The sequence below is a fragment of the Nitrospirillum viridazoti CBAmc genome (assembly GCF_000730165.1).
GTDB classification, from domain to species: Bacteria; Pseudomonadota; Alphaproteobacteria; order Azospirillales; family Azospirillaceae; genus Nitrospirillum; species Nitrospirillum viridazoti.
On sequence record NZ_CP022110.1, the window covers coordinates 2091493 to 2103055 of the forward strand.

Annotated in this window: 13 protein-coding genes; 4 read left to right on the forward strand and 9 right to left on the reverse strand. The window is 67.7% G+C overall.

Translation table 11 applies throughout. The annotated features are described in order from the left end of the window. Positions 1–13: 13 nt before the first annotated feature. Positions 14–790 carry an MBL fold metallo-hydrolase gene (locus tag Y958_RS09610; protein ID WP_088871807.1) on the reverse strand — a complete coding sequence of 259 codons (777 nt, stop codon included), beginning with the start codon at positions 788–790 and terminating at the stop codon, positions 14–16. Positions 791–872: 82 nt separating this feature from the next. On the opposite strand from Y958_RS09610, the gene Y958_RS09615 reads away from it, so the two are divergent. Then, positions 873–1775, forward strand: coding sequence for a LysR family transcriptional regulator (locus Y958_RS09615; protein WP_088871808.1), 903 nt, complete (start codon positions 873–875; stop codon positions 1773–1775). Here Y958_RS09615 and Y958_RS09620 read toward each other — a convergent pair. From Y958_RS09620 to Y958_RS09630, 3 genes are all read right to left on the reverse strand, one after another. Then, positions 1766–2815: a peptidoglycan -binding protein gene (locus Y958_RS09620; RefSeq protein ID WP_088871809.1), complete on the reverse strand. Its 1050-nt coding sequence runs from the start codon at positions 2813–2815 to the stop codon at positions 1766–1768. The genes Y958_RS09615 and Y958_RS09620 overlap by 10 nt on opposite strands. A gap of 3 nt (positions 2816–2818) precedes the next feature. Next, the gene (locus tag Y958_RS09625; protein WP_088871810.1) at positions 2819–3991 is read right to left on the reverse strand and encodes a flagellar motor protein MotA; all 1173 of its coding nucleotides are present in this window, start codon (positions 3989–3991) and stop codon (positions 2819–2821) included. 68 nt (positions 3992–4059) lie between these two features. Further along, complete coding sequence (locus Y958_RS09630; protein WP_145727889.1) at positions 4060–4977, reverse strand: OmpA family protein; 918 nt, start codon at positions 4975–4977, stop codon at positions 4060–4062. Positions 4978–5168: 191 nt separating this feature from the next. Between Y958_RS09630 and Y958_RS09635 the strand changes: the two genes are divergently transcribed. Next, positions 5169–5678 carry a glutathione peroxidase gene (locus Y958_RS09635; protein WP_088871812.1) on the forward strand — a complete coding sequence of 170 codons (510 nt, stop codon included), beginning with the start codon at positions 5169–5171 and terminating at the stop codon, positions 5676–5678. A gap of 60 nt (positions 5679–5738) precedes the next feature. Here the strand turns inward: Y958_RS09635 and Y958_RS09640 are convergent, their stop codons facing one another. Beyond that, entirely contained in the window at positions 5739–6557 is an 819-nt protein-coding gene (locus Y958_RS09640; protein WP_186291142.1) for a MipA/OmpV family protein, read from the reverse strand. A 211-nt stretch (positions 6558–6768) separates the two neighbouring features. On the opposite strand from Y958_RS09640, the gene Y958_RS09645 reads away from it, so the two are divergent. Together Y958_RS09645 and Y958_RS09650 are read left to right on the forward strand one after the other, a co-directional pair. Beyond that, complete coding sequence (locus tag Y958_RS09645) at positions 6769–7515, forward strand: response regulator (protein WP_088871813.1); 747 nt, start codon at positions 6769–6771, stop codon at positions 7513–7515. After that, complete coding sequence (locus Y958_RS09650; protein ID WP_088871814.1) at positions 7512–8900, forward strand: ATP-binding protein; 1389 nt, start codon at positions 7512–7514, stop codon at positions 8898–8900. The genes Y958_RS09645 and Y958_RS09650 overlap by 4 nt, the downstream gene beginning before the upstream one ends. 69 nt (positions 8901–8969) lie before the next feature. On the opposite strand, the gene Y958_RS09655 is transcribed toward Y958_RS09650, so the two are convergent. From Y958_RS09655 to Y958_RS09670, 4 genes are all read right to left on the reverse strand, one after another. Further along, positions 8970–9782, reverse strand: a complete 813-nt coding sequence (locus tag Y958_RS09655) for an inositol monophosphatase family protein (RefSeq protein ID WP_004271877.1) — start codon at positions 9780–9782, stop codon at positions 8970–8972. A 139-nt stretch (positions 9783–9921) separates the two neighbouring features. Next, positions 9922–10491, reverse strand: coding sequence for an elongation factor P (gene efp / locus Y958_RS09660; protein ID WP_004271878.1), 570 nt, complete (start codon positions 10489–10491; stop codon positions 9922–9924). Positions 10492–10763: 272 nt separating this feature from the next. Beyond that, positions 10764–10976, reverse strand: coding sequence for a hypothetical protein (locus Y958_RS09665; protein WP_088871815.1), 213 nt, complete (start codon positions 10974–10976; stop codon positions 10764–10766). Between the two features lie 94 nt (positions 10977–11070). Further along, the gene (locus Y958_RS09670) at positions 11071–11388 is read right to left on the reverse strand and encodes a hypothetical protein (protein ID WP_088871816.1); all 318 of its coding nucleotides are present in this window, start codon (positions 11386–11388) and stop codon (positions 11071–11073) included. Positions 11389–11563 lie beyond the last annotated feature (175 nt).

Below are 11563 nucleotides of genomic sequence, written 5' to 3' on the forward strand. Positions count from 1 at the left end.
GGATGACTCCCGTTCAAAGCGTGAATGGCCGGGGCACGCCCCGGTCCAGGGGTGTGAGGCGGGTGGCGGCGCCCAGGGTCGCGAAGGCGGTCGCCAATTCCGTGGCGCTCTCCTTGAAGTGCACCCATCCCTCGTTATGGACAGCGACCAGCGCAGCATCAGGAAAGGCATGCGCCGCCTCCAAAGCGTCGTTGCTGTCCATGGTCATGTGGAAACGGCCGCGCGGCTCCGCAGCGCCCGTGAACAGCATCACCACCTTGGGTGCGAACCGGCGGGCGACTTCGGCGGTACCGTCGTACCAGACAGTGTCCCCGGTGACGTAGAGGGTGTCGCCCGGCTGGTCCAAGCCCAGCAGAAAGCCCACGACGTCACCGGAAATGGGCTCGATACCCACGGGTCCGTGGCGCGCCGGCGTGGCGGTGATGAACAGCCGGCGCCCATCGGCGGCCTGTAATTCCCGCGTTTCGAATGGCGCCAAACCCACGGCGTTGCCCTCCAGCCGCCCGGCGCCGGCCAGGGTGGTGTAGGTGACGGGCGTGGTAGGCAGCAGGGCCCGGCCAGCGTTGTCCAGGTTGTCGAAATGCTGGTCATGGGTCAGGAGGACTCCATCCAGCAGACCAATCTCCCCTGGGGACAAGGCCGGGCCCGACGTCTTCTCGAACCGTACCGGCGCCTCCCGGTACAGGCCCGGCGGGTCGAAGGTCGGGTCGGTGAGCAGGCGAAAGCCGCCCACCTCGATCAGGGCGGTGGGACCGCCGACCAGGGTCAGCGTCAGGGTGTGGGCGGCCATGGGTGGGGGCGTCCTTTAGCAAGCGGGGTCCAGGCATGAATAGGCCATGGGCCCCTGAGAGAAAATTTGCTATTTTCCCACAATGGCTGATCAAATTCGCACAAGGACCGATTGGGAGGACATCCGTGTCTTTGTCGCGCTGGCTCGCCACGGCAGCCTGTCGGCGGCGGCACGCGCCCTGTCGGTAAATCACGCCACGGTGGCACGGCGGGTTGCCTCCCTGGAGCAAACGCTGGGCAATCGGCTGGTGGAACGGCGGCCGGACGGCTATGTCCTGACGCTCGCCGGCCAACGGGCGCTGAACGCCGCCACCGACATGGAAATTGCCGCCGCGACCTTGGGCCGAGATAGCGCCGAGGCGGGGCCGCGAGGGCTGGTGCGGGTCAACGCAACGCCCGGCCTGACGCAGGGCTATCTGGTGGCCCGCCTGGCCACCCTGGCAGCGTGCCATCCCAGCCTGGATATCGAAGTAGCGTCGGATATACGTGCCGTCAGCCTGGAGCGGCGGGAAGCCGACATCGGGCTGCGCTTGGCCAAGCCGCAGGATGGCGATCTGACGGCCCGGCCAGTCGTGTCCATGGGGTTCGGGTTCTATGCTTCCCGGGACTGGTGCCGACAGTTGACGATGGGCGCATCCCCGAACTTCGTCGGCTTCGACGAAGCCAACGCCCATCTACCCGAAGCCATGTGGCTGGCACGCCACTTCCCCCGCGCTCGGATCGCCTTCCGCGCCGGCAACCAATTCGCCCAGGCAGCCGCCGCCCAGGCTGGGGCCGGTGTCGCCCTGCTGCCGCATTTTACCGGCCGGACGACGGAAGGACTGCTTGCCTGCCCACTGGAACCAGCGCCACCGCCTCGGGAGCTGTGGATGGTAACGCGACGGCAAGATGGCAGGGCCCCCGCCGTCCGCGCGGTGACCGATTTCCTGGCGCAGCGGTTCCAGGAAGACCGGTCCCTGTTCGAGGATGGGGCCGCTTACCGCTGATCCAGCTTCAGCTCGATGCGGCGGTTGCGGGCGCGGACGTCGGGGGTGTCGCCGGGTTCCAGCGGCTGGAACTCGCCGAAGCCGGTGGAGGCCAGGCGCTCCGGCGCCACGCCCTGCTGGATCAGGAACTTCACCACCGCCGTGGCGCGGGCCGAGGACAGTTCCCAGTTGCTGGCGAAGGCGGGGGTGTGGATGGGCACGGCATCGGTATGGCCGTCCACGCGCAGGATCCAGTTCAGGTCCTTGGGAAATTTCTTGGAGATGTCCAGCAGCGTCTTGGCCAGGCTGGCCAGCTGCTTGCGGCCCCGGTCACCCAGCTCAGCACTGCCGCTGTCGAACAGCACCTCGGACTGGAAGACGAAGCGGTCGCCGACAATGCGGATGTCCGGCCGGTCGCCCAACACCTCGCGCAGCTTGCCGAAGAATTCGGAGCGGTAGCGGGCCAGTTCCGCCACCTTGCCGGCCAGGGCGGCGTTCAGGCGTTTGCCCAGATCCACGATCTGGACCTGCTGTTCCTTATCCTTCTGCTCCGACGCGGCTAGCGCGGCGTTCAGCTGCGCCAGTTGCTGGCGGAGCGCCGCCAGCTGCTGGTTCAGCAGGTCGACCTGCGCCTTGGCCTGGGCGCTGACGTTCTTCTCATTGTCCAGTTCCGCCTGCTTGGCGCCGGCGGCATCGGTCAGGGCCTGCACTTGCGCCGCCAGGTCGTCCTTGGCCTTGCCGGCCACGTCGAGGTCCGCCTGCAGCTGGGTGTTCTTGGCGAGCGACGCCTGCAGCTGCTCCGTCAGGGTCGCCATGTCGGCGGCCAGCTTGGCCTTGTCCGCCTGCTCCATGGCCAATTGGTCGGCCAGCAGCGCGATACGGCTGTTCAGCTGGGCCAGCGCCTCATCCTTGCCGTGCAGCAGGGAGGTGAGCGCGAACTGCGACAGCACGAACACCATCAGCAGGAAGACGATGACCATGACCAGGGAGGACAGCGCGTCCACCCAACCGGGCCAGATGTCGAGATGGCGGCGCGAGGCCCGCCGGCCGATGCCCGCCATGGCTTAGCGCTCCGCCCCTTCGCCCAGCGCCGCGATGGTGCGGGTCAGGATCTTGATTTCGGTGCGGATTTCCTGGGTGGACTGGACGCGGCCGGTGGCCACCTCCTCCACCAGGCGGGCGAGGTAGAGGTCCAGGTTGCGCAGGTGGGCGCGGCTGGCATCGTCCATGCCGCCACCGCCCAGGCCCCCCGCCTGTCCCAGCTGGTCGGCCAGGCGCTGCAGCACGGGCCGCATTTCCATCTGGCCTTCCGCCAGGCGCACCATCAGCTGCTGTTCCGCCTTCATCTGGTCCGAAAGGGTGGCCAGCCGTTCCGTCAGCGCCACCAAGTGGTTGTTGGCGTTGCGGCGGTTGTCCTCCCCCTGCGCCATCGTGTACTGCAGCTTCTCGATGTTCTCGGCGGTGGTTTCCAGCAGGGCCTGGATATAGGCCGGCACGGGCTGGTCGCCCACCTCCACCAAGCCGCCGCCGCCGATGCGGGTAGAGCCGGCCAGCCAATCCTCCAGATCCATGTAGAAGCGGTTCTGCGCCTGCCCGGCCTGCAGCTCCAGGAAGCCCAGCACCAGGGACCCGGCCAGGCCGAACAGGCTGGCGCTGAAGGCCGTGCCCATGCCGGCCAGAGGAGCCGCCAGGCCCTGCTGCAGTTCGGAGAAGATGGCGACCGCGTCGCCGTTGCCCATCTTGAGGCCGGAGATGACGCCGCCGATGGTGGAGACGGTCTGCAACAGGCCCCAGAAGGTGCCCAGCAACCCTAAGAAGATCATGAGGCCGATGAGATAGCGGCTGATCTCCCGGCTTTCGTCCAGGCGGGCGCTGACGCCGTCCAGCAGGGACCGGGTGGCGATGGCCGACAGGTTGAGGCGGCTGCCGTTCATGCCGGCCGTCCCGCCCCGGCCGCGGTCCCCCAGCATATGGGCCATGGGGGCCAGCAACCGCGGCTGGGTGGAGGTGGCGCCGCCGCTGCGGAAGGTCTCAAGCCATTCCACCTCCGGCCGCAGCATCAGGGCCTGGCGAAAAATGTAAAGGATGCCGATGGCCAGCGCGCCCAGGATCAGGCCGTTCAAGGCCGGGTTGGCCATGAAGAACCGTTCCACCTGCGGGTAGAGCACCCCCATCACCGCGGCTATGGCCGCCAGGAACACGCACATGCGGAAGAGATAGGGGGTGGGGCGCGACACGTTTTTTCCTTTATCGCTATCGCGGCTTACCCGGGCGGCTGCCACCGTCCCGGACCGCTTGGGAATGCTCAGTGGATGAAGGTCAGTTCCACCCGGTCGAAGGCTTCCGCCGGCAGGTCCGAGCCTTTGGCGGCCCCGCGCACGGCGTTCTTGTCGTCCTCATTGCCGTTGACGGACCCCATGGCGTAGATCACCAGGCGTTCCTTGGCCACGCCCAAGGCCATCAGGCGGTCCCGCACGGCCATGGCGCGGAACAGGGACAGGCGCCGGGCGGCGGCCTCCCTGTCCAAGGCCGGCAGGGGCGCGAACCCCCGGATCTCCAGCCGGCGGTTGGCATCCTGCCCCAGGCGTCCGGCGATGGCCACCAGGGCCGCCTCCTGCTTCTTGTCCAGGGTGGAGGAGCCGGCGGCGAAGGGCACGGTCTGGTGATCGGCCTGGGTGGCGGGCGTGCCCTTCTCCACATGGGTGGTGCCGCGCGGGCGGATGTCCGTGGTGACGGGCGGGGCCGCGCCCTCCGGTTCCGCCGCATGACCTGGGATGGGGGTCGCCTCCGGCTTGGTCAGGGGCTTGGGCATGTCCGGCACGGGCACCACCTTGGGCTTGGGCGCCGCCGGCGCGCGGCCGACCGTGGGCACACCCAGCTCGCCGGAGGCGGGCGGCGTGGTCGCCTTGCCCGACTGGCTTTCCGTGGATTGGCCGGGCACGGCCGGCGCCGGGGGTGGCTTGGCCGCCTTCTGCTTGGTGGCCTTGGGCTTGGCGGCCGGCTTCGGCGCGGCCTGCTGGGTCTCGGCCTGGGCCCCTGCGGACGGGGCGGCGTCGGTTTGCGGTCCGGTGGCTTGCGGCGCGATCGTCTGGGCGTGGACTGGCATCGCCAGCACTGCAACGGCCACGACAACCACGGCGGGTAAGGAACACATCTTGAAACGACGCATGCGGGTGACGACTTTCAGCAGGCTGACTAGACCTTGGAAATGTGGCCGATCCATGTTCGGCGCAACCTTTTTATCACCCCTTGGTCCCGCCTGCGCTGTTTCGCAGCCCTGCCATACCCGTTCTTTGCCACCTAAACGGGGCTTGACGGATACGCCTAGTTTAGAATAGTTCTAAATTATCGATTAACGCTGACGCCTATCCCGAAGGCCAGCCCACGCCAGATCACCGGCCAGGAGCCCACCCCATGCTGCCCCAGTCGCAGACCGCCGCCACCACTTCCGCCCACGCCTTCTCCTTCCAGCGCTTGGGCGGCAAGGGCGCCGTTCCGCTGGCCGCCTACGCCGGGCAGCCGGTGCTGGTGGTCAACACCGCCAGCAACTGCCGCTTCACCAACCAGTATGAGGATCTGCAGGCCCTGCACGCCAAGTACGGCCCCCGGGGCCTGGTGGTGCTGGGCGTGCCGTCCAATGATTTCGGCAAGCAGGAGCCAGGCTCGGCTTCGGAAATCGGCGCCTTCTGCCAGCGCAACTACGGGGTTGAGTTCACCATGGCCGATAAGGAAGTGGTGATCGGCGCCGAGGCCCATCCCTTCTTCAACTGGCTGGTCAACGTGGCGGGCGAGGACGCCGCCCCCCGCTGGAACTTCCACAAGTACCTGCTGGGCAAGGACGGCCGCCTGGTGCGCTATTGGTCCTCGGTCTTCCGCCCGTCCAATGAGGCCATCATCCAGGCCGTGGAGGCGCAACTGGCTTAAGCACCGGCGCGGATGGATCAAAACGCCCCCGGAGCCGCTGGCGCCGGGGGCGTTTCCCTTTCAGAAGCGATAGCCCACCGCCGTGAAGGCGCGGGCGCTGGTGGCATCGTAGGTGACTGGGCTGTCGGCGGCGTCGCCCAACAGGCGTTTCACCGACACGTCGCCCGTGACGAACCAGTGCTCGTTGAAACGGTACAGGGCGCCGATACCGGCGCTGACATCCTTGAAGCCGGAGCCGGCGGTGTAGGCCGCGAAGCGGGAATGGGCCGCCTGCACCGGCGTGACGCCGAAGTACGTCTGCATATAGTTGTCGTTGGCCCAGGTGGTGCCCACGTGCGGCGTCAGGATCAGATGGTCGGCCAGCTTGAACGGCAGGCCTGCACCGGCTGTCACCACCACGCCGTCGTTCTGGTCGCCCGTGTACTTGGTGACGGACGCGTCCAGGCTGATGCGGCCCAGTTGATAGGCGCCGAAGAGCTTGACGCCCAGCGACGTGTCGATGTCGCCCAGGCCCTTGAGGCGGTCGTCGCCGTTGCTGAAAAGGCCGTTGGTATTGCTGTCGTTCCGGCCGGGATCGAATGTCAGGGCAGCGCCGACACGCACATTGCCCTGGTGCCAATAGGCGCTGAGCCCCTCCGGCCCCAGGGCCAGCATGTCGTCATAGCGGATGGTGACCAGCGGCAACGGTGCCACCCGGTAATGGTCGCTGCCCTCGTAGTTTGGGCGCACGGCGACGCCGCCGCCGACGGTGATGTCCCAGACCGGCGGCTGGCGGGTCTGGGAAGCGGCAGGATCATCAGCCAGGGCCGGAACGGCGGAAAGGGTGGCGCCGGCCAGCAGCGCGGCGCCAAAAACGGAAACGGATGTGCGGGAGAGCATGGGGCGCGTGGCCTCTCGGCTTTGGGGAAACGGCGCCCGGCGGCCAGGCCCCAACCCGTCGGCCGCCGGAACGAGGCTGGACCCTAAGCCCCGATTCTTGACGGCTGATGTCGGCTTTGCTGCCGGACGGGCACAATGTGTCCGGCTTGAAACAATTGCCCGGGACAACGGACACAAAGCGGGGCGCCCGCGCGTGCTAGCATGCGGACCCATGACGCCCCAGCCCACCCCACTGCCTGCCCCTGCCCAGCAGCCAACCCTGCTGATCGTCGATGACGACGAGGACATCCTGTCCCTGCTGACCCTGTTCTTCCAACGGCACGGCTATGCCGTGCGGGTGGCCGAGGACGGCGCGGGCATGCGGGCGGCCCTGGCGGCGGGCCCCGTCGACCTGGTCATCCTGGACATCATGCTGCGCGGCGAGGACGGCTTCAGCCTGTGCCGGACCTTGCGCGCGGCGTCGCGCATGCCGGTCATTATGCTGACCGCCATGGCCGACCATACCGACCGCGTCGTGGGGCTGGAGATCGGCGCCGACGACTACCTGACCAAGCCCTTCGACGCACGCGAGCTGCTGGCCCGGGTCAAGGCCGTGCTGCGCCGGACCGGCGAGGCCGCCGGCCAGCCCGTTGAAACCCGCCCCTGCCTCAGTTTCGCCGGCTGGCGGCTGGACGTGGCGCGGCGGGAACTTCGGTCGGAGGATGGCACCCTGGTGCTGCTGTCGGGCGGGGAGTTCGACCTGCTGCTGGCCTTCGTGGAGCATCCCCAGCGTGTGCTGACCCGCGACCAGCTGCTGGACTTGGCGCGCGGCCAGAGCCACGCGGCTTACGACCGCAGCATCGACGTGCAGGTCAGCCGCCTGCGCCATAAGCTGGAGGACGACCCCAAAAATCCCGCCCTGATCCGCACCGTCCGCAACGGCGGCTATATCTTCACGCCCCAGGTCCGGCGGCAATGAAGTCGCCGTGGCCGCAGGACACCATCGCCCGTCGTTTCGCCCTGACCATCATGGCGGCGGTGACGGTGGCCGCGACCTTGAGCGCCCTGGCCGTCAGCTTCGCCGGAAGCTGGCTGTCTTCGCCCGCCAACGAGGCCGGCCTGTTCCAGGCGGTCACCAGCATCAGCCACGCTATAGACGTCGCCCCGCCGGAGATGCGGCCGACCCTGGCCCGCGCGGCTTCGACCAAGCTGTATGAGGTCGACTGGTACGACGCGGCGAGCCCCCTGGCGGTGGCGCTGGACCGGGAATCGGGACCGGAGGACATCCATCCCCTGCCCAGCCCCTGGCTGGAGGCGCTGGGCCGGCGAGCCCTGGTGTTCACGGCGACGGCAGCGGACGCCGGGCGCCTGGGTCTGCGGGCCGACGTGGGAACGCACCCGCGTCCACGCTTCCTGGGCGTGCCGCTGAGGGACGGCAGCTGGCTGGTCTACATGGCCCGGGACTGGTCGCGGGATCTGGTGCGCCTTTCCCGCGTCGCCATCACCCTGGTGCTGCTGTTGCTGTCGGCCGCGGCCGTTTCGCTGATCGCGGCGCGGCAACTGTCCCGCCCCATCGAACGCATCGCCGCCGCCGCGCGGCAATTCGGCACCGATCCCAAGGCGCCCCCCATCATCGAGTCGGGACCCCGCGAACTGCGCGGCGTCATTCAGGCCTTCAATGATATGCAGGGGCAGATCCAGAAGTTCGTGGGATACCGCACCGCCATGCTGGCGGCCATTTCTCACGACCTGCGCACCCCCCTGACCCGCATGCGGCTGCGCGGCGAATTCGTGGAGGATCCGGTGCAACAGGCGCGGCTGTTCCGCGATGTGGACGAGATGCAGGCCATGGTGGACGGGGCCTTGGCCTTTTTCCGCGACGACGCGGATGAAGAGGCCGTGACGGCCTTCGACCTCGCGGGGCTGCTGACCACCATCGCCGACGAATTCGCCGACCAGGGCATCACCATTCCCTATACCGGGCCGCCCCATGCGGTCTATCGCGGCCGGCCGTTCGCGCTGAAACGCGCGTTCACCAATCTGATCGAGAACGCCATTAGGCACGCGACACCGCCGACGGTGACCCTTGAAGAAGTGCCGGCGCACAACGGAGCGGCCCAAGACGCGCGCGGAATGCTGGCGATCACCGTGCGGGATGACGGGCCGGGCATCCCGGACGACGCGCTGGACCAGGTGTTCAGCCCCTTCTTCCGCCTGGACCGGTCCCGCAACCGGGTCACGGGGGGCGTGGGCCTGGGGCTGACCGCCGCGCTCGCCATCATCCGCGCCCATGGCGGTGACATCATCCTGTCCAACCGGCCGGGTGGGGGACTGGACGCCCGGGTGACGCTGCCCGTCACCTGAAAATGAAACGGCCCGGACAGGAACGTCCGGGCCGTTTCCACCAGTCAGGCGCGGTGAGGGATAAACCCGTCAGCCGGCGGCCTTCTTCTTGCCGGCGTTGCGCAGCAGGGTGCCCAGCGGCAGGTGCAGGTGGGAATTGGCGGCCAGCACGCTGGCGCCGCTCTGCGGAACCTTGCCGCCACCGATCTCGGTGGCAAAGCCACCGGCCTCGGTCACCATCAGCAGACCCGCGGCCACGTCCCAAGGCTTCAGGTTGGTCTCGAAGAAGCCGTCGAAGCGGCCGGCGGCGACATAGGCCAGGTCCAGGGCGGCTGCGCCCAGGCGGCGGATGCCGGCCACCTCGCCCATCACCGCCTGCAGCTGCGGCAGGTAGGCGGCGTGGTCGCCGTGGCCCTTGAAGGGGATGCCGGTGGCGATCAGCGCGTCGGGCAGGTTGCGGCGGGCGGAGACGCGCAGACGGGTGTGGTTGAGGAAGGCGCCGGCGCCCTTCTCCGTCCAGAACATCTCATCATGCACCGGCTCATACACCACACCGGCGACGATCTCGCCTTCCTTCTCCAGCGCGATGGTGATGGCCCAGTGCGGCAGGCCGTGCAGGAAGTTGGTGGTGCCGTCCAGCGGATCGACGATCCAGCGGTGCGACGGATCGCTGCCGGCCACGCTGCCCCCTTCCTCCAGCAGGAAGCCGAAGCTGGGGCGGGCCTTGGACAGTTCCTCGCGGATGATGTTTTCCGACTTGCGGTCGGCGGCGGACACGAAGTCCGCCGGACCCTTGCGGGAAACCTGCAGCTGCTCCACCTCACCAAAGTCGCGCACCAGGGCGCGGCCCGCCTTCTCGGCGGCTTTGGTCATGACGTTGAGGATAGCGGAACGGGCGGCCATGGGGTGTCCCTTTTGATCTCATCACAGGCAGGTCCCCGGGGGACCGCCCTACCATAAAAGCCGAGAGCGAATTCCACCGGAAGGCGGAATTCGCTCTGGCAACGAACCTGTCGCTCCGAGGGCGACGGCGGAAGGAGGCTTAGTCCTTCGCGCGTTCCATGTATTCGCCCTCGGCGGTGCTGACCACCACGCGGGTGCCGGCCTCGATGTGCGGCGGAACCAGGATGCGCACACCGTTTTCCAGCACGGCCGGCTTGTACGAGGAAGAGGCCGTCTGGCCCTTCACCACCGGATCGGCCTCGGTGATCCGCAGGGTCACGGTCTGCGGCAGCTCGACGGACAGCGGCGCGCCTTCGAAGGTCTGCACCGTCACTTCCATGCCGTCGGTCAGGAAGACCTTGCCGTCGCCGACGACATCGCCGGGGATGGAAACCTGCTCGAAGGTTTCCTTGTCCATGAAGGTGTAGCTGTCACCCTCTTCGGCGAACAGGAAGGTCATCTCATGTTCGTCCAGGCGCGCACGCTCCACGCTTTCCTGGGTGCGGAAGCGCTCGATCGTCTTGGTGCCCGTGCGCACGTCCTTCATCTCGATCTGGATGAAAGCGCCGCCCTTGCCGGGCTGCACGATCTGCGTCTTCACGACCACCCACAGCTTGCCGTTATTCTCCATAACGTGGCCGGGGCGCATGGTGTTGGCGTTAACCTTCATGGTGCTTCAACTTTAACCTGGGTGTTTGCGAGCGGCGGGGACCCTAGCAGCTTGTTGCCAGCCGGACAAGATCAGCCGGAATTCCCAAGGCGCATGCCCCTTCGGCGTTATCCCGCAAACGATGCTGTGGAATGCCCCAACCGCCATGAAACCGGCGCAGAAAAAGCCCGGCGGGTCGAAACCGGCCGGGCTTGGAAAGGTATGGGACGGGAAACAGGGAATGAGAAGAACTACAGGGAAACGAACTGGAACCAGCCTCAGGGCTTGATTCCTCAGGGTTTGATCAGGGCGCCCACGGCCGCACCACCGGCCGCGCCGATGGCGGCACCCGCCAGGACCGGGCCGCCGACGATGGCCGTCAGGGCGGCGCCACCCGCGGCGCCGATGGCGCCACCGGACAGGGCGCGCTGCTGGCGGGCATTCAGGCCGGAGCAGCCGGCCAGCAGGGACCCGGCGACAACGACGACGACAGCTTTCTTCAACATGATGGCCTCACTGCTTCCAAGGCCGGGGCGGAACCAGGCAGGACTCCGCCCCGGGGCCGGGCTTGATGCCGGCTAAATCATTGGGGTTAAGGGATTAGCGGATGGGAATGACCACGTTCAGGCCAGCCGACGGATAGTAGACCGGGGGCGGCGGCGGGGGCGCGTAGTACACCGGGGGCGGCACGTACACCGGGCGGGGCGGGCCGTAGTAGTACGGCGGGGCCACGTAGACCCGCGGGCCACGATAGTAGTCGTGGTGGCGGTAGTAGTCGTGGTGGTGATGGCCCCAATACTCGTCGGCGTTCGCCTTGGTCGCGGTCAGGCCGGATGATGCGGCGACCCCGACCACGACCAGTGCGGCAACCGCGGCAAAGCGCTTTACCTTCGCCAGACGCAGGAAATCGCTCGTCATGATCTTACCTCCAAAAAGGGGATGCTCGCTTGTCGGCTCGTGCCGTCATCGGCTTCCCATGGCTCGTATCCTGGAGGCGGATGTTGACGATTTAAGGGCGATGTTTGCCTTAATGCGACCGTAATTATGAATGGGCCGGGAACTTTACGCGCCCGGCCCATTCTCCAATAAGAAC